The organism is uncultured Paenalcaligenes sp. (assembly GCF_947630565.1).
GTDB classification, from domain to species: Bacteria; Pseudomonadota; Gammaproteobacteria; order Burkholderiales; family Burkholderiaceae_B; genus Paenalcaligenes; species Paenalcaligenes faecalis.
Map to the genome: position 1 here is coordinate 18,970 of NZ_CANRIC010000005.1, position 16,052 is coordinate 35,021.

Annotated in this window: 17 protein-coding genes and 2 pseudogenes; 6 read left to right on the forward strand and 13 right to left on the reverse strand. The window is 46.9% G+C overall.

What is annotated here, in order from left to right; genetic code table 11:
• The first annotated feature begins 1 nt into the window (after window position 1).
• On the forward strand, window positions 2-1,864 hold the full coding sequence (gene mrdA, locus Q0Z62_RS01940) for a penicillin-binding protein 2 (protein WP_298050345.1): 1,863 nt from the start codon (window positions 2-4) through the stop codon (window positions 1,862-1,864).
• Window positions 1,861-3,009 (forward strand): rod shape-determining protein RodA, encoded by a 1,149-nt coding sequence (rodA, locus tag Q0Z62_RS01945; RefSeq protein ID WP_298050346.1) that lies wholly within the window; start codon window positions 1,861-1,863, stop codon window positions 3,007-3,009. Before mrdA ends, rodA begins: the two co-directional genes overlap by 4 nt.
• Here the strand turns inward: rodA and mutY are convergent.
• From mutY to Q0Z62_RS01960, 3 genes are read right to left on the reverse strand one after another with little or no spacing between them, the layout of a single operon-like run.
• The gene (gene mutY, locus Q0Z62_RS01950) at window positions 3,006-4,079 is read right to left on the reverse strand and encodes an A/G-specific adenine glycosylase (RefSeq protein ID WP_298050347.1); all 1,074 of its coding nucleotides are present in this window, start codon (window positions 4,077-4,079) and stop codon (window positions 3,006-3,008) included. The genes rodA and mutY overlap by 4 nt on opposite strands.
• A complete protein-coding gene (locus Q0Z62_RS01955) occupies window positions 4,079-4,987 on the reverse strand; it encodes an ABC transporter permease (RefSeq protein WP_298050348.1) in 909 nt (302 codons plus the stop codon). Before Q0Z62_RS01955 ends, mutY begins: the two co-directional genes overlap by 1 nt.
• Window positions 4,988-5,005: 18 nt before the next feature.
• On the reverse strand, window positions 5,006-5,677 hold the full coding sequence (locus tag Q0Z62_RS01960) for a cell division ATP-binding protein FtsE (protein ID WP_298050349.1): 672 nt from the start codon (window positions 5,675-5,677) through the stop codon (window positions 5,006-5,008).
• A gap of 203 nt (window positions 5,678-5,880) precedes the next feature.
• On the opposite strand from Q0Z62_RS01960, the gene Q0Z62_RS01965 reads away from it, so the two are divergent.
• Window positions 5,881-6,534, forward strand: a complete 654-nt coding sequence (locus Q0Z62_RS01965; protein WP_298050350.1) for an OmpA family protein — start codon at window positions 5,881-5,883, stop codon at window positions 6,532-6,534.
• Window positions 6,535-6,626: 92 nt separating this feature from the next.
• Here Q0Z62_RS01965 and Q0Z62_RS01970 read toward each other — a convergent pair.
• The 3 genes and pseudogenes from Q0Z62_RS01970 to Q0Z62_RS10710 form a co-directional block, all read right to left on the reverse strand.
• Window positions 6,627-7,373 (reverse strand): annotated as a pseudogene (locus tag Q0Z62_RS01970) (phosphomethylpyrimidine synthase ThiC); the annotation flags it as partial.
• Window positions 7,374-7,493: 120 nt separating this feature from the next.
• On the reverse strand, window positions 7,494-7,646 hold the full coding sequence (locus tag Q0Z62_RS01975) for a hypothetical protein (protein WP_298050351.1): 153 nt from the start codon (window positions 7,644-7,646) through the stop codon (window positions 7,494-7,496).
• A gap of 24 nt (window positions 7,647-7,670) precedes the next feature.
• Window positions 7,671-7,853 (reverse strand): annotated as a pseudogene (locus tag Q0Z62_RS10710) (helix-turn-helix domain-containing protein); the annotation flags it as partial.
• A gap of 108 nt (window positions 7,854-7,961) precedes the next feature.
• Here Q0Z62_RS10710 and Q0Z62_RS01980 point away from each other — a divergent pair.
• Window positions 7,962-8,741: a winged helix-turn-helix domain-containing protein gene (locus Q0Z62_RS01980; protein WP_298050352.1), complete on the forward strand. Its 780-nt coding sequence runs from the start codon at window positions 7,962-7,964 to the stop codon at window positions 8,739-8,741.
• Between the two features lie 3 nt (window positions 8,742-8,744).
• Here the strand turns inward: Q0Z62_RS01980 and Q0Z62_RS01985 are convergent, their stop codons facing one another.
• From Q0Z62_RS01985 to rplU, 5 genes are all read right to left on the reverse strand, one after another.
• Entirely contained in the window at window positions 8,745-9,998 is a 1,254-nt protein-coding gene (locus tag Q0Z62_RS01985) for a D-amino acid dehydrogenase (protein WP_298050353.1), read from the reverse strand.
• A gap of 23 nt (window positions 9,999-10,021) precedes the next feature.
• Window positions 10,022-11,155 (reverse strand): glutamate 5-kinase, encoded by a 1,134-nt coding sequence (gene proB / locus Q0Z62_RS01990; RefSeq protein ID WP_298050429.1) that lies wholly within the window; start codon window positions 11,153-11,155, stop codon window positions 10,022-10,024.
• Window positions 11,156-11,245: 90 nt separating this feature from the next.
• Window positions 11,246-12,361 (reverse strand): GTPase ObgE, encoded by a 1,116-nt coding sequence (gene obgE, locus Q0Z62_RS01995; protein ID WP_298050354.1) that lies wholly within the window; start codon window positions 12,359-12,361, stop codon window positions 11,246-11,248.
• A gap of 136 nt (window positions 12,362-12,497) precedes the next feature.
• On the reverse strand, window positions 12,498-12,758 hold the full coding sequence (gene rpmA / locus Q0Z62_RS02000) for a 50S ribosomal protein L27 (RefSeq protein ID WP_269901226.1): 261 nt from the start codon (window positions 12,756-12,758) through the stop codon (window positions 12,498-12,500).
• Window positions 12,759-12,816: 58 nt separating this feature from the next.
• The gene (gene rplU / locus Q0Z62_RS02005; protein WP_269901227.1) at window positions 12,817-13,128 is read right to left on the reverse strand and encodes a 50S ribosomal protein L21; all 312 of its coding nucleotides are present in this window, start codon (window positions 13,126-13,128) and stop codon (window positions 12,817-12,819) included.
• Window positions 13,129-13,485: 357 nt separating this feature from the next.
• Between rplU and Q0Z62_RS02010 the strand changes: the two genes are divergently transcribed.
• Window positions 13,486-13,686 (forward strand): CsbD family protein, encoded by a 201-nt coding sequence (locus Q0Z62_RS02010; RefSeq protein WP_269901228.1) that lies wholly within the window; start codon window positions 13,486-13,488, stop codon window positions 13,684-13,686.
• Window positions 13,687-13,772: 86 nt separating this feature from the next.
• On the forward strand, window positions 13,773-13,931 hold the full coding sequence (locus Q0Z62_RS02015; protein WP_269901229.1) for a DUF1328 domain-containing protein: 159 nt from the start codon (window positions 13,773-13,775) through the stop codon (window positions 13,929-13,931).
• 70 nt (window positions 13,932-14,001) lie between these two features.
• Here the strand turns inward: Q0Z62_RS02015 and Q0Z62_RS02020 are convergent, their stop codons facing one another.
• Window positions 14,002-14,787, reverse strand: a complete 786-nt coding sequence (locus Q0Z62_RS02020) for an ABC transporter ATP-binding protein (RefSeq protein ID WP_269901230.1) — start codon at window positions 14,785-14,787, stop codon at window positions 14,002-14,004.
• Complete coding sequence (locus Q0Z62_RS02025; RefSeq protein WP_298050355.1) at window positions 14,787-16,037, reverse strand: ABC transporter substrate-binding protein; 1,251 nt, start codon at window positions 16,035-16,037, stop codon at window positions 14,787-14,789. Before Q0Z62_RS02025 ends, Q0Z62_RS02020 begins: the two co-directional genes overlap by 1 nt.
• Window positions 16,038-16,052: the final 15 nt, after the last annotated feature.

Below are 16,052 nucleotides of genomic sequence, written 5' to 3' on the forward strand. Positions count from 1 at the left end.
CATGTTTGAGTTTAAAAAAACCTCCCAGCTATTGCGCCGTCGCACCATAGTACGTGCCAGTGTGGCAGGTGTGGTGGTGTTATTGTTGCTCAGCATATTGATTGCTCGCTTGTGGTATTTGCAGGTGGTGCGCTACGAAGGGTTAGCAGCACGAGCCGATCAAAACCGGATTGCCGTCGTTCCCATACCTCCGCGACGCGGAGAGGTAACAGACCGTACAGGGGTGGTGTTGGCACGTAATTACAGGGATTACACCCTGACAGTAGTGCCAGCACATATAGATAAACCAATGAATGACATGCTAGATGAACTATCTACATTGGTGTATTTATCCCCTAGAGAGCGTCGTCGATTTAACCAGCTATTGGGGCAGAGTAGTCGTTATGCGCCCACTATTTTACGCAATAACCTAAACGAGATCGAAGCTTCTTGGTTTGCAGCACATTCTTTTAAATTTCCAGGGGTTGAGCTACAAGCTCGCTGGGTGCGTGAATACCCTCAAGGCGAATCGGCAGCTCATGTGATTGGTTATGTGGGGCGTATTTCTCAGGCCGATGAGCAGCAGCTCGAAAATGAAGGCCGTATCGGTAATTACCGTGGCACACATATCATTGGTAAAAAAGGGATTGAAAAAACCTGGGAAGACACTCTGCATGGACAGACCGGTGTAGAGGAAGTAGAGGTCACGGCCTCAGGCCGTCCAGTACGCGTCCTTAGCCGCAAAGACCCGGTGCCGGGCATGGACCTACAGCTTTCCATTGATATAGGCCTACAGCAGCACGCAGAGGCGCAGTTTGCAGGTAGGCGGGGTGCATTGGTGGCCATAGAGCCATCTACAGGAGAGGTGCTCGCTTTTGTGTCAGCACCGTCTTTTGATCCTAATTTATTTGTTGACGGCATTGATGTAGAAAATTGGCGCAAATTAAATGAGTCTCCTGATCACCCACTCATTAACCGCCCTTTGTTTGGTACCTATCCGATTGGTTCTACCTATAAACCTTTTGTGGCTTTAGCCGCCTTAGAAATGGGTAAACGGGCGGCCCATGATCGTATGCCAGACCCTGGCTATTTTGAATTCGGTGGTCAACGTTTCCGTAATGCGGGGGGCGCTGCATATGGGTGGACGGATATGCATCGGGCGTTGGTGGTGTCATCAGATACATATTTTTATTCTTTAGGGCCGGATATTGGGGTTGATGCTCTCCATGACTTTAGTAAACAGTTTGGCTTTGGTCAGCTAACGGGGATTGATTTAGAGGGTGAGCGCAAAGGTATTTTGCCATCTCGTGAATGGAAGCGAAATGCGTATAAAACGCCATCGCAGCAGCGTTGGTATGCGGGGGAAACCGTATCCGTGGTGGTGGGGCAAGGCTATAACTCATTCACCTTATTGCAGCTGGCTCAGGCAACCTCCGTTTTGGCAAATAACGGGGTATATATGAAACCGCATTTAGTGCGTGATCTTATTAACCCGATCAATGGGGATAGGCAAGCTACTGTTACCGAGCCTTCTCATGTAATTCCCTTGAAACAGGCCAACATTGATGTGGTCAAAAAAGCCTTAATTGATGTGACACGATCTGGCACTGCGCGACGCGCTTTTGCGAATGCTGCGTATCAGGCTGCAGGTAAAACAGGTACGGCGCAGGTCTTTAGCTTGCGTGGTGCTAAATATAATGCGAGTGCGATTGATGAGCGTTTACGGGATCACGCCTTATTTATGGCGTATGCCCCAGCAGACAATCCGAAAATAGCCATTGGTCTTATCGTAGAGAACGCTGGTTGGGGGGCTACGATTGCAGCACCTTTAGCCCGGTCTGTTTTTGATTATTGGCTAGTAGAAAGAGGGAATCTAAAACCATGAAATTAGTCTGGCAAGCATTAGTACGGGCTTTTTTCTCTTTGGATTGGCCCCTATTAATTTTACTGGCGCTCATGGCTTTGCTTGGGCTGACAGTAATGCATTCTGCAGTGGGTGGCACAGACTGGCGTTTTGCCGAGCAGTCCAAACACTTTGTGGTGGCTTTTTTTGTCATGTGGGCAATTGCCATTATCCCGCCACCGTGGATGATGCGAGCTGCCCCTTACGTGTATGCGCTAGCTGTTGTGTTGCTCTTAGGGGTGGAGTTTTTTGGTGAAACCAGCAAGGGGGCGACACGTTGGCTCAACTTAGGTTTCACACGAATTCAACCCTCTGAGATGTTGAAAATCACCGTGCCCATTATGCTGGCTTGGTATTTTCATAAACGCCAAAATACCGAACTTCGTTTTATTGATTTTGTGGTGGCTTTGCTGTTGCTTGCCATTCCTTTTGCCCTTATTGTGCGCCAGCCGGACTTAGGTACGGCCTTATTGGTGCTCACGGCGGGGTTTTTTGTGATGTATTTTGCGGGGTTATCTTTTAAATTACTGGTGCCAGCCACCGTTATTCTTTTGCTTGGGCTTGGCTTTATTCTGTATTACGAAGATATGTTGTGCGAGCCCGGTTTTGACTGGGTGATCTTACGTGAATATCAAAAGCATCGGGTTTGTACCTTATTAAATCCGGGCTTAGACCCATTGGGTAAAGGTTTTCACACCATTCAGTCAATGATAGCAGTAGGTTCTGGTGGCATCTACGGCAAAGGGTATATGCTGGGGACGCAATCCCGTTTAGATTTTATTCCCGAGCGAACCACAGACTTTATTTTTGCTGTTTTTGCCGAGGAGTTTGGTTTATACGGTGGCATTATGTTGCTGGTGCTGTATAGCTTGATTATTTTGCGTGGACTGGCGATTGCGGTACAGGCTAAAACACAATACAGCCGTTTAGTCGCAGGCTCAATGGCGATGATGTTGTTTACTTATGTGTTTGTGAATGTAGGGATGGTGACTGGCGTATTACCAGTAGTGGGGGTGCCGCTGCCCTTTATGAGCTATGGCGGCACGGCGTTGCTTACTTTAGGGGTGGCGTGCGGGATGTTGATGGGAATTAGCCGCTATAAGCCTGTAAAAACGACCGAACATTAAAATAAAATCGGTTGCTGGTTTTTAATACCCGTTAATAATTTAAGCACTGGAGCAGGTAGCGCTGTTTGATCTAGTCGATTTAAATCAATCCATTGTTGCTGCACAGAAGGCTCGCGTAATGGGGTAGAGGTTTGGATCCACCAAGGCGTAATGTGTAACTTAAAGTGACTAAAAACATGGGTTAGTCCCGCCATTTTATGCGTTTCATTAAGGCTGAGGCCTTGATTCAGAATAAACTGCTGTAGTTGGCTTTCGTCCTCAAACTGAGGCAAGGTTAACAAGCCGCCCCATATCCCCGAATCTGGACGTTGCTCTACCAGTATTTGATTGCCTTGTTGCCAAATTAACATGTCACAGTGGCGTTCTGCCTGCTTGGTTTTAGGCTTAGGCGTAGGCAGTTCAGTTTGAGTTTGGTGCTCCAGAGCATAACAACCTGCTTGTAAGGGACAGGCAGAGCAGTTAGGCTGACCACGGGTGCAGACCTGAGAGCCCAAGTCCATTTGACCTTGGGTGTAGGCCGTCATATTTAAATCGGCAGGTGCTGCTGCTATTACTTGCCGTGCAAGGTCCCAGAGTTTGTTTTCTGTTGCCCGCAAATGGGTTAACCCATAGACACCAAAATAACGGCAAAAGACTCGCTTCACATTGCCATCCATAATAGGAGAGCGCTCGCCATAGGCAAAGGCAGCAATAGCGGCTGCTGTGGATGGGCCTATACCAGAGAGGGTGGCTAGCTCTTTGCTACTGCGGGGAAATTGACCACCATACTCATAGTGAATGGTTTGGGCGCACTTATGTAAATTACGCGCTCTGGCGTAATAGCCTAAACCCGCCCAATAAGGCATAACCTCGGACTGCTCCGCTACACCTAATGCACTAACAGTAGGAAAACGCGCTAAAAAACGTTCGTAATAACCTAAGACCGTAGCGACTTGAGTTTGTTGCAGCATAATTTCTGACAACCAAATCCGATAAGGGTCTTTGGTGTGTTGCCAAGGCAAGTGTTGACGACCATGGCTAAGCTGCCAATCAACGACAGATTGAGCAAAAGATGATACGGATTTTTTCATTAAAAAGGGGTGTTTTTAGTAACAGACCAACGTGCAGCCATGGCTGCGATGACCATGATAAGTAATGTGGCAACGAGCAAATCACCTGAGCTAGGTAGATTCAGGGCTAATTGCGTGTCATAGCTGATAGCTAAACGATTGAGAGCGCTATTTAACGGATTGAGTATGATGCGGCTTAATAGGGCAGCCATTAGGCAAGAGATGCCACCACTTATCGCACCCACATACAAAAAAGGCCTACGCACAAAGCTTTCGGTGGCTCCCACCAAACGGGCAACGGCTATTTCTTGGCGCTGATTAAGTGCCTGCAAGCGAATCGTATTAAAGACAGTCGCTACAACAATTACAGCTACACTTAAACTAAGAATGAGCAATGCGACCCGTCCAAAGCCTAAGAGCGCCTCTAGTCTTTTTAGCCAGTCTCTGTCTAGTTGTACCCGATCTACACCCTCTATTTTTTGAATCGCACTCGCCAGTAAATTAGCGGTTTCGCTTTGATCACTTAGACTTTTGAGCCTAAGAATCAGTGCATCTGGTAATGGGTTTGTGGTTAAAACCCCCAATGCATCTGCCCAAGTAGGGTCTTTTTTTAATTGAGCTAATGCCTGATTTTTATCGACCTTTTGGATATGTTCAATTTGATCGCTGTAGTGATTACGAAGATTTTTTTCAATAGCAGAGACATCTTCAGTGGCTAAGTCCGCACGTAAGTACACCGTGATTTCAGTAGCGACGGGGATTTGCTGTACGACGGGCTGAGCAGAAAGTAATATCGCCCAGCTAATAAGTGGTACGCTAAGAGCAAGGGCAACGACAGTGATATTAGTTAATGAGGAAAAAGGTTGCGCTAACAGACGCAAAATAGCAACGCGAAATGCGTATTGGTGTTGTCTAAGCCAGCTTTTCATAGTGGGCAGATATAAAAATCATAAAGGGGTGCCTACCATATCGGTAAAGCGCTCTGGTTCAATCAATAGGGTACGGCGGGCATAATTGGCCATTAAACGCCGGTCATGAGATGCAATCAATGTTGTCACACCGACTCGGTTGAAGTCTCTAAATACATCCATGATGCGTTTAGCACTCTCATCATCCAAGTTTGCCGTAGGCTCATCAGCAATCACAATAGCAGGTTTATTAACAATAGCACGGGCAATCGCTAATCGCTGTTGCTCACCGCCGGACATCTCAATCGGGAATTGATCCTCTTTACCAGCTAAACCGACTTTTTCCATGGCGGCACGGGCGCGTTTCATGGCCACAGATTGTTCTAAACCTAAGACCTCTAAGGGCAGCATGACATTTTGAATGGCTCTGCGATCATTGAGTAAATGTACGTCTTGCAGGATAAGCCCTATGGCTCGTCTGATATAGGGTTGGGCTCTGGCAGGCAATTGATCAATCCGATTGCCTTTTACATGCACAGAGCCCCGAGAAGGCGTTTCTAGGCCACCTATTAAACGAAGTAAGGTGGATTTTCCAGCCCCTGAGGGGCCAGAGACAAAAACAAATTCGCCTGACTCTATATGGAAATTAATGTCCGCCAAAATATTACGGCCACGACCATAAGATTTAAAAACATGCTGAAATTTGATCATAATGGCTCTAAAGGTAATAGGCACTAAACAGCGTATATTATGCCGTAAAGGCGGTGTTTATTGGGTTCTGTCAGTAACGATGTGTTCTATTTGTTAAGCTTTGTCAAAAAAAGAGACATAGACGTGATTTGTAACATCAGGGTACAGACGGTACACGTTTGATCAGTTACATTTTATTTATTACATGAAAAAAGGAGAAGCTCATGATAGTTACAAAGTTAACCAAATTAACAGTCAGTTTTGGTGTGGTCGCTGTGATGGCGGGTTGTGCTGCAACGGATACTCAAGGTGGTCGTACTGCAGTGGGTACTGGTGCAGGTGCAGCGATTGGCGCTGGCTTAGGGGTACTGATTGGGGATAGCAGCAAAGCTGCTGCGATTGGTGCTGGAATCGGTGCTATTGCGGGCGGTATTGCTGGCTACAACTGGTCTGGTATTAAAAAAGATGTAGAGCAATCAGGTGCTACGGGTCTAGGGGTAGATGTGACCGAGATGCCTGACGGATCTTTACGAGTCAATATTCCAAGCCATGTTTCCTTTGATTCAGGTAAGTCTCAGCTAAAAGCCGATCTATTGCCTGTATTGGATAGTGTAGCGCGTGCGCTAGTTCAACACCCAGAATTACGAGCCAAAGCCGTAGGTCATACTGATAGCACCGGTGGTGCAGACCTAAATCAACGTTTGTCTATGGATCGAGCCCATGCTGTGACGAATTATCTGGCTCAACGTGGTGTGAATGGTGGCTACTTGATGGCTGAGGGTCGAGGCCCAAATATGCCTATTGCCGATAATAGTACGCCTCAAGGTCGTGCGATGAATCGCCGTGTAGAGCTATACCTATACGCTATTCAACAATAAGCCTGCTAGCTTATTGAGTGGTCTTTTTTGAGTAAATAGAAACGCTCCTCAATGGGAGCGTTTCTATTATGGGTAAATGTTATCGGAATGAATTAGGCATCTTGATAAATTTTTGCCCCTTTTTGTACAAATTCAACGGATTTTTCAGCCATGCCTTTTTGCAGGGCAGAGTCTGTGTCTAAACCGTGTTCACGCGCATAATCACGAACATCTTGTGATATTTTCATGCTACAGAATTTAGGCCCACACATAGAGCAGAAGTGAGCCACCTTTATGGGGTCTTTAGGTAAGGTCTCATCATGGAATTCACGTGCTGTATCGGGATTTAAACCAAGATTGAACTGATCTTCCCAGCGGAATTCAAAACGTGCTTTAGAGAGTGCATTATCACGGATTGCCGCAGCAGGGTGGCCTTTGGCTAGGTCAGCAGCATGGGCCGCAATCTTATACGTAATGATGCCATCTTTGACGTCTTTTTTATTCGGCAAGCCCAAGTGTTCTTTGGGTGTGACATAGCACAGCATAGCTGTACCGTACCAGCCAATCATGGCAGCACCAATCCCAGACGTGATATGGTCGTAACCAGGAGCAATATCTGTGGTTAGTGGCCCTAGGGTATAGAAAGGTGCCTCATGACAATGCTCTAGCTGCATATCCATGTTTTCTTTAATCAAATGCAGAGGAACATGGCCTGGGCCTTCGATCATGACCTGAACATCGTGCTTCCCTGCTATTTGAGTCAGTTCACCCAATGTTTTTAACTCGGCAAATTGCACTTCGTCATTCGCATCGTAGCCGGAGCCTGGGCGTAAACCATCACCTAATGAAAAACTCACATCATCGGCATTATCCGTACTGGTACGAAGGGTGTATCTCAACCAAGTGCCTGTGTGAACAAGCAAAAAGTACCCCTGCGAAGCGTTCAGTATATAGAATAGGATTGGGCAGTCTAACTAGGGTTAACCCCTCAGCCGTTGAATTAGGGCATAGAGTAAATTTTCGATAAGAGCTAAATCTTGTTCACTAAGCTGATTTAGCTCCTCAGGACTTACCCGAGCAAAGGGCCAAAACGTACTGTAATTTTTATCCGTTTCTTGTAAAGTTAAGGACATGTGTCCAATGCCTTTATCTAGCCAGAGTGGGCTTACTTTTAGAACCTTAGCTAGACTGAGTAAATGACGGCTGTGTAAGCGCGTACCACTCTCATAACTAGCAATAGTACTTTGAGAAACTCCACAAAGACTGGCTAGCTTATCTTGAGTATATCCCTGTTTGGATCGGGCGTAAGAGAGGCGTTGGGCAAATGTTTTCACCCCCATATTGAACGCTGAATAATAAACGCGTTGGTAATAAAGACTATTACATTTGTAATGATAAGCTCGCGATTTATGTAACAAATTCAATCGATTGTAAGAAAAGGATAAGGCATGCTAGCGCAATCTGTACCTACTATTTTCTGGTACCAACCGCAGACGACGGACGTAAACACTGGGCCACAAGCTCATGAACAGGCTCTTGTTACAGCTGGGTTTACTGTGCGCGTATTCTCTCGGGTTGCAGAGCTTTACCAAAGTGCTATAGAGGCTTTGGCGCTATTTAATACAAATCAATCTGTAATTTTTTTGATTTCAGGTGGCAGTAATGAATCTCTGGCGGCGTTGGCACGGTTGCGATCTCAATATGCCCAGCTACCTATAGTGGTGGCGCTGCCGGAATTTAATGAGTCGCAGATCTTACAAGCTTTATACTGTGGGGCAGATCAGTACTGTTTACAAAATACCAGTACAGATTTATGGGCTGCTGTTTTTTCCAGTCTATTAAGACGCAGTAAGTCTGCCCATGAAAAGCACATGGCAGTCAGACTTAGCACACCTACAGATGCGATTCAGGTGGCATCATCATGGAAATTACAGGATGAGGGTTGGTTATTAGCGTGCCCAGAGGGGCAGCAGATTTCATTAACCACTACAGAAAGACAATTGCTGCAGATCTTATTTGCGCAGCCAGATAAGCGAGCCTCACATCAGCAATTGCTTGATGCGATTAGTAATGGGGATGAAAGCGATGAGATGGCGGTATCGTTGAATCGCTTAGGGGTGGTGATTAGTCGTTTAAAACGCAAGGCACAGCGTGCAAATATGACAATCCCCATTCGTTCTGTATACAAATGGGGATATATGTTTGGGGCTACTGCACAGAAAATGTAGTGCTTAGCGATAACGACTTAAATTCAAATCGTCTACACGGATGGCCGGTTGATTGCCTGAGATAATATCAGCAATTAACTGCCCACTGCCAGCGCTCATTGTCCAGCCTAAGGTACCGTGACCTGTATTTAAATAAAGATTTTTTGCAGGCCCTTTGCCGATGATCGGGGTGCTATCAGGGGTTTTAGGACGCAAGCCAGTCCAGAAATTAACCTGATTTTTTTCCTGACTGGCTTTAGGAAAGAGGTCGTTTAACACCATCAGCAGCGTCGCTTGGCGTTTAGGATTTAAGGTCTTATCAAAACCAGCCACCTCGGCCATACCGCCCACCCGAATGCGGTTATCAAAGCGGGTCAACGCTATTTTGTAGGTCTCATCTAACAGTGTTGATTGAGGGGCGTAGTCAGGGTCTTCGATGGGAACGGTAATCGAGAACCCTTTTAATGGGTAAACGGGGATAGGTGCAATATTGCGCATCAATCGGGTAGACCACGAGCCTAAACAAACCAAATAGGCATCGGCCGTGAGCAATTGATTATTGCTGATAACGCCTGTGATCGTATCGCCTTGGCGTTGAATTTGCTGTATGGATTCATTAAAACGAAACTCCACACCTAATTCCATCGCCATTTTAGCTAGATTGGTGGTGTACATTTGGCAATCACCCGTTTCGTCTTCGGGTAATCGTAAACCACCTACCAATTTTTCTTTCACTAATTCGAGAGCAGGTTCTGCTCCCGATAACTGATCGCGTTGTAGTAGTTCAAAAGGAACCCCCATTTCCTCCAGAACGCGCATGTCTGCACCCGCAGCATCCATTTGTTCAGCGGTACGAAATAGTTGTAGCGTGCCTCTTTGTCGCGCCTCGTATTGAATACCTGTTTCTTCACGCAGTTTAGCCAAGCAGTCACGACTGTAATCGGCAATGCGCACCATGCGTTCTTTGTTTATTTTATATTTGCTGGCCGTGCAGTTGGCCCACATTTGCAGCATCCACTTTAATTGGAATAAGGTGCCATCGGGACGAAAGCTGAAAGGGGGGTGTTCGGCAAATAGCCATTTAGCGGCTTTGAGTGGGATACCTGGGGCAGCCCAAGGAGAGGCATAGCCAAATGAAACTTGGCCGGCATTGGCAAAGCTGGTTTCCATGGCGGGAGCATCTAAACGATCAATAACAGTGACGCTATGACCTTGTTTAGCCAAAAAATAGGCACTGCTTACACCTGTAACACCGGCACCTAGCACAAGCACTTTCATGAGTTTTCCTTGGAGATTGTTTTTTAAGCAGGGTAGTTGACAACCATATTATCGCGATGAATCAGTTCTGGCTCTGACATAGATCCTAGAATCTCAGCAATGCGGTGGCTGGGCTCCCCCATAATGCGTGCGGTGTCTGAGCTAGAGTAGTTGATTAAACCACGACCATGTTCTTTGCCCGCGTGATCAATGCAGGCAACCACATCACCACGAGTAAACTCACCCAACACCTCGGTCACGCCTATAGCGAGCAAGCTTTTATGACCATCGGTTAAGGCCTTAATCGCCCCAGCATCAAGGCGGACTTTGCCGCGTACACGCAGATGACTAGATAGCCAACGCTGGCGCGCCGATTGGACGGGGAGTTCCGCGCGTAGTTCAGTACCGATGCACTGGCCCTCGGAAAGCCGAACTAAAACATTGGGTTCGCGGCCCGAGGCGATAATAGTATGTCCACCACTGTTTGCAGCACGTTTGGCGGCTAAAATTTTAGTGAGCATGCCACCTGTACCTACGCTGGAGCCTGCTCCCCCTGCCATTTGCTCTAGCTCGGGATTACCTGCCTGTGCATGAGCAATGAACTTGGCATCAGGGTTACTGCGAGGATCAGCGCTAAATAGACCATCTTGATCCGTTAGGATAATTAATGATTCGGCCTCGATGAGGTTAGTAACTAAGGCACCTAAGGTATCATTGTCACCCAAGCGGATCTCATCGGTAATAACGGTATCGTTTTCGTTCACAATCGGCACTACACCTAAGTTTAATAAGGTGTAGATGGTGCTGCGCGCATTTAAATAACGGGTTCTGTCGGCTAAGTCTTCGTGAGTTAACAAAATCTGTGCTGTCCGAATACCGTGTTCGGCAAAAGCAACCTCATAGGCTTGTACCAAACCCATTTGGCCTACTGCCGCTGCTGCTTGTAGTTCATGCATCACTGTGGGGCGACGCGGCCAGCCTAGGCGTACTATCCCTTCGGCAATTGCGCCGCTAGAGACCAAAACGACCTGTTTGCCTTGGCGGTGTAATTGCGCAATTTGAGCAGACCAATGGGTCACGGCATCGCGATCTATGCCTTTGCCTTGGTTGGTAACCAATGACGAGCCAACTTTCACAACTAAGCGATGAGAGTCGGCAACTACCGATTTTGCATTCACGGACATATAAGAACCATAAAAAACGAAAAAAGCGAGGACTACTGACTATTTTAGCTGAAAATAGTCAGTTGACTCGCTTTTTTGGCTGAGCTATTCGCTTTGATCTATGTTTTGACGATTCGATTTAAAGCGTGGGTCTTCTGGTTCGTAGTCGGCGGCAGCTTCATCAGCAATACGCTGTTCTTCGGCTTTTTGTTGATCTAGCCATTCTTGCATTTTTAATACTAAATGTTGCGTGCCTTGGCCGGTAAGAGCAGAGATACCAAAGACCGGACCTTTCCAGTCAATACGTTCTAGGAGCTGCTGTTTAAAGCCCTCGGGGTCTGGCACCATATCGAGTTTATTTAAGGCTAACCAGCGAGGCTTTTGATAGAGATCCGGGCTGTATAAACGTAACTCTTCGATGATCTCATCAATTTCAGCTGCTGCTTTACTGATTGCATCAACCTCAGGGTCTAGACTGCTAACGTCTACAATATGCAACAAAAGGCGGGTGCGTGATAGGTGACGTAAAAACAGATGCCCTAAGCCAGCTCCTTCGGAGGCCCCAGAGATTAATCCTGGCAAGTCAGCAATCACAAAGCTATGTGCTGCAGAGCTACGTACTACACCTAGATTTGGGTGGAGGGTAGTAAATGGGTAATCTGCAATACGAGGGCGAGCATTAGAGACTTGAGTAATAAAGGTCGATTTACCGGCATTAGGTAAACCAAGTAGACCTACGTCAGCTAATACTTTGAGCTCTAGGCGCAATTTGCGCTGAGCGCCCATTGTGCCGTTTGTTTGTTGACGTGGTGCGCGGTTAATACTGCTTTTAAAATGTAAATTCCCTAGTCCGCCCTGACCTCCCTCGGCCAAGGTGACTTGTTGACCGTGTTGGTCTAAGTCAAAGAGTAACTCTCCGGTTTCGGCATCATACACTGTCGTGCCTACTGGCATACGCAGGGTAATGTCTTCGCCGGCAGCCCCGTATTGATCAGAGCCGCGACCGTTTTCACCGTTACGGCCTTTGTGTAGACGTGCGTAACGAAAGTCCACAAGGGTATTTATATTTCGGTCAGCAACTCCAAAGATAGAGCCTCCACGACCACCGTCGCCGCCGTCAGGCCCACCTTTAGGGATAAACTTTTCACGTCTAAAGCTCGCGGCACCGTTACCGCCTTTGCCACCTTGCACTTCAATGGTGGCTTCGTCTACGAATTTCATAATTTTTTCCAGTAAATAGTTGCGTCGCTGCTCGCGTGAAATGCGGTGCTATTACATAAAAAAAACTGCACCACTGAAGCCAGATCGAAATCCAGCTTATAGCGGTGCAGTTTTTTGATCGGTATAACCGATGGGCTTATTCAGCAGCGATAACTGATACAGTACGCTTGTTTAGGGCGCCTTTGATGCTGAATTTAACATGACCATTCACCAAGGAATACAAGGTGTGATCTTTACCCATACCAACGTTATCGCCAGGGTGGAATTCTGTACCGCGTTGACGAATAATGATGGAACCGGCTTGGATGGCCTGACCACCGTAAACTTTGACGCCTAGACGTTTAGCCTGTGAGTCGCGTCCATTTCGCGTAGAGCCGCCGCCTTTCTTCTGTGCCATGTTATTGCACTCCTAGTTAGGAAATACCCGCTATCGATTCGACAGTAATTAAGCGCAATTAAGCGTTAACGGCTTCGATACGAATTTCGGTGTAGTTTTGACGATGACCTTGGGTACGACGATAGCCTTTGCGGCGGCGCATCTTGAAGATCTTGATTTTGTCATGACGGCCTTGTGCAAGAACGGTAGCTGTTACCTTGGCACCATCAACGAAAGGAACACCAATTTTTAGTGTTTCACCTTCGCCTACGGATAAAACCTGGTCTAGCGAGATTTCTTGCCCAATGTCTGCCGGTATCTGTTCTATTTTCAATTTTTGGCCGACGCAAACACGATATTGTTTACCGCCGGTTTTTATAACCGCGTACATAGGGATTTCCTATTAAAAATTAACCAGTTAGCTGATTAAATCAAATCAATAAAAATTAGCCTATCTATTTAGACTAAGTCATAAATTATAAACGGGAAAACCTTGTAAAAGCAAGCGTTTAGCCCAATCATTGCGTCTTGATTACAACGATGTCATGAGGGTTCAAGATGTAACAGAACTGAATAGTAGGGCAGAGCTGTCGTAGGGCCGTCCGAGAATGCGCGTTTTTTCTGTTACATAAGAAACGTTTGCATGCTGTTAATTCGTTGAGATCAGCGTAGGGTAGTAAGCATGGTGTTTGCATTTAAGGGCAACTGGCCCAGTAAATACTTTTATTGACAACTACAAGGAGTCATCATGAATAAAGACACGATCGAAGGCAAATGGAAACAGCTGAAAGGCAAAGCTCAGGAGACGTGGGGCAAAATTACGAATGATGAGTTTGAACAAGTCAAAGGAGACGCCCAGCAGCTCGCGGGCTTAGTTCAAGAGCGTTACGGCAAGACCCGTGAAGAAGCTGAAAAAGAAGTGAATGAATTTTATGATTCGAATCGCTAGTGTGAATCATCACTAGTTAGGTAGGAGGCGGGACGCGTAGAGACGATGTATCGTCCCGTCATAAGAAACAACAGAAAGGGGGTTATATGCTTCATTACGCATTGTTGTTCTTTGTTGTGGCTATTATAGCGGCCGTTTTTGGATTTGGTGGTATAGCGGCGGGTGCAGCCTCTATAGCTAAAGTATTATTTGTTATATTTTTGATATTAGCGGTATTAAGTTTGATACGTGGCATGATGAAATAGCGCCATGACCTGTTACAGAGTCCAGAGTTACGTTGTAGGTATTAAGCCCTTTCTTTCGAAAGGGCTTTTTTTATGCCAACCAACGCTTGCGGCGTCGATAGTGTTTAACATTGTGATAGTCCACCCGGTCCGCACCACCTAAATAGAATTCTTGTACGTCAGGGTTTTCTTTTAGGACGGCGGCCTCACCACTCATGACCACATTCCCATTCTCAACTAAATACGCATGATCGACAAACTCTAGAGCCGCCGCCGCGTTTTGCTCTACGAGTAAGACGCTCATGTTATTTTCTTGATTGATTTTGCGAATAATACCGAAAATCTCTTGGACTAAACGAGGTGACAAACCCAGACTGGGCTCATCTAACATGATGAGCTTAGGTTCTGTCATCAGCGCCCGTCCAATGGCGAGCATTTGTTGTTCGCCCCCAGAAAGATAGCCCGCTTTGGTTTTTTGAAACTCCGTTAAACGAGGGAAATAGTCATAAACCATATCACGTAGTTGATTAAGGCGGGCTCTAGAGCCCCCACTACGATAGGCGGCCAGTAGGTTGTCGTCAGGGGTTAGATGACCAAAAATTCGGCGTCCTTCCATGACGTGTACCAGTCCCATTCCAACGCGTTTCGGTGCACCATAAGGCAAAATATTTTCGCCCATGAACTCGATGCTGCCTCGGGTGACCTCACCACGCTCAGGGGCTAAGAGCCCGCTGATGGCTTTGAGCGTGGTGCTTTTCCCTGCGCCATTGGAGCCCAAGAGGGCGATCATGCCACCCTCTTTGAGCTGTAATGAGACACCGCGAATGGCTAAGAACACCTTGTCATAGACCACCTCGACGTTGCTCAGTTTAAGCATTAGCGACCCTCCTTAAAGGCAGCAGCATCATGCGCAATGGATTCCCAAACAATATCTTGGTAAGGGTTGGACCAGTCATTAAGTGGGACCCATTTGTCTCCATCCCAGCTTGCAACACGTCCAAAGCCACCGCCTTGGTGATCTTTACCCGTAAAAGTGAGTTTTGGTAGCAAGCCATTGGCATCGTAATCTTGAATCATCTCGAAGCCTTTGCGTAGTTTGTCACCATCTAAGGGTGGGCCAAACTCTTTCATGGCTAAACGAGCAGCCTCTACCGAGACAGCCATAGTGGCAACACCAATGTTGTAGTAGCTACGGCCTACGTTTTCTTTGGGGCCAGAACCTTTGCCTGTATCGATGACTTTTGCTGTGAGTTCTTTAATTAGGGCTGAGTTAACGCCGTTATCGGTACCCTCAAATTTACGAATCCCTTTTGCGGTGTCTTTACCCACGGCCTCCATGTCGGCCTCGGCGAGCCAGACTACAGAGTGAATTTTATCGGGTGCGATGCCATTACGGATCGCCTCGCGAACGGAAACGGCTTGTCCCCCACCGGCTCCCCAAATAATAACTTGGTCAGGACGGAAGCGACGTACCTCTGACCACGTTGAGGACTGCTCGTTACCTGGGCTGGCATAGGGGAAGGTGCGTAGTGTGAAGTCCAGTTTGCTGGCGAGTTTTTCTAGTACCGGGATAGGTTCACGCCCAAAAGGGGAGTCAATATAGACGTGGGCCACTTTTTTGCCTTTGAGTCCACCCTCATGATTTTCCATGTAATCAATTAAGGTCGCGGCCTGCGACCAATACGTAGACATCACAGGGAAGATATACGGGAAGGTTTCGCCATCACTGGCATCGCCACGACCGTGGAAAGCAGTGATCATGACAACCTTATCGTCTAAGGCGCGATTGACCATAGCGCGAGCTACAGGGGTACTTAAAAAATCAAATAGGATTGCGCCATCACGTTGGGCTCGGTTATAGGCTTCAATCCCACGCTGGGGCTGGTTTCCTGTATCTGAAGAAGCGTATTCGATTTTATGACCGTCAATACCACCGGCCTCGTTAATCATCGTAATGTAGTCTTTTTGGCCTTGAGCGTACTCATTGGTTAAAAAGGTATACACCGCGGTGTAATCCAATGGGGCAGCAAATTTAATAGGGTCTTTGGCTTGAGCTACACCAAAAGCCATCACACCGGCTAAAAGGGCTGCACCTAAAGAGAGTTTTTTTACGTTTTGTCTCATCATATCCTCCTGGGAGTT

What these genes read in the sequence shown, in the direction of transcription:
- mrdA (WP_298050345.1), top strand. Translation starts at nt 2, where the DNA reads ATGTTTGAGTTTAAAAAAACCTCCCAGCTATTGCGCCGTCGCACCATA.
- rodA (WP_298050346.1), top strand. Translation starts at nt 1,861, where the DNA reads ATGAAATTAGTCTGGCAAGCATTAGTACGGGCTTTTTTCTCTTTGGAT.
- mutY (WP_298050347.1), bottom strand. Translation starts at nt 4,079, where the DNA reads ATGAAAAAATCCGTATCATCTTTTGCTCAATCTGTCGTTGATTGGCAG.
- Q0Z62_RS01955 (WP_298050348.1), bottom strand. Translation starts at nt 4,987, where the DNA reads ATGAAAAGCTGGCTTAGACAACACCAATACGCATTTCGCGTTGCTATT.
- Q0Z62_RS01960 (WP_298050349.1), bottom strand. Translation starts at nt 5,677, where the DNA reads ATGATCAAATTTCAGCATGTTTTTAAATCTTATGGTCGTGGCCGTAAT.
- Q0Z62_RS01965 (WP_298050350.1), top strand. Translation starts at nt 5,881, where the DNA reads ATGATAGTTACAAAGTTAACCAAATTAACAGTCAGTTTTGGTGTGGTC.
- Q0Z62_RS01975 (WP_298050351.1), bottom strand. Translation starts at nt 7,646, where the DNA reads ATGTCCTTAACTTTACAAGAAACGGATAAAAATTACAGTACGTTTTGG.
- Q0Z62_RS01980 (WP_298050352.1), top strand. Translation starts at nt 7,962, where the DNA reads ATGCTAGCGCAATCTGTACCTACTATTTTCTGGTACCAACCGCAGACG.
- Q0Z62_RS01985 (WP_298050353.1), bottom strand. Translation starts at nt 9,998, where the DNA reads ATGAAAGTGCTTGTGCTAGGTGCCGGTGTTACAGGTGTAAGCAGTGCC.
- obgE (WP_298050354.1), bottom strand. Translation starts at nt 12,361, where the DNA reads ATGAAATTCGTAGACGAAGCCACCATTGAAGTGCAAGGTGGCAAAGGC.
- rpmA (WP_269901226.1), bottom strand. Translation starts at nt 12,758, where the DNA reads ATGGCACAGAAGAAAGGCGGCGGCTCTACGCGAAATGGACGCGACTCA.
- rplU (WP_269901227.1), bottom strand. Translation starts at nt 13,128, where the DNA reads ATGTACGCGGTTATAAAAACCGGCGGTAAACAATATCGTGTTTGCGTC.
- Q0Z62_RS02010 (WP_269901228.1), top strand. Translation starts at nt 13,486, where the DNA reads ATGAATAAAGACACGATCGAAGGCAAATGGAAACAGCTGAAAGGCAAA.
- Q0Z62_RS02015 (WP_269901229.1), top strand. Translation starts at nt 13,773, where the DNA reads ATGCTTCATTACGCATTGTTGTTCTTTGTTGTGGCTATTATAGCGGCC.
- Q0Z62_RS02020 (WP_269901230.1), bottom strand. Translation starts at nt 14,787, where the DNA reads ATGCTTAAACTGAGCAACGTCGAGGTGGTCTATGACAAGGTGTTCTTA.
- Q0Z62_RS02025 (WP_298050355.1), bottom strand. Translation starts at nt 16,037, where the DNA reads ATGATGAGACAAAACGTAAAAAAACTCTCTTTAGGTGCAGCCCTTTTA.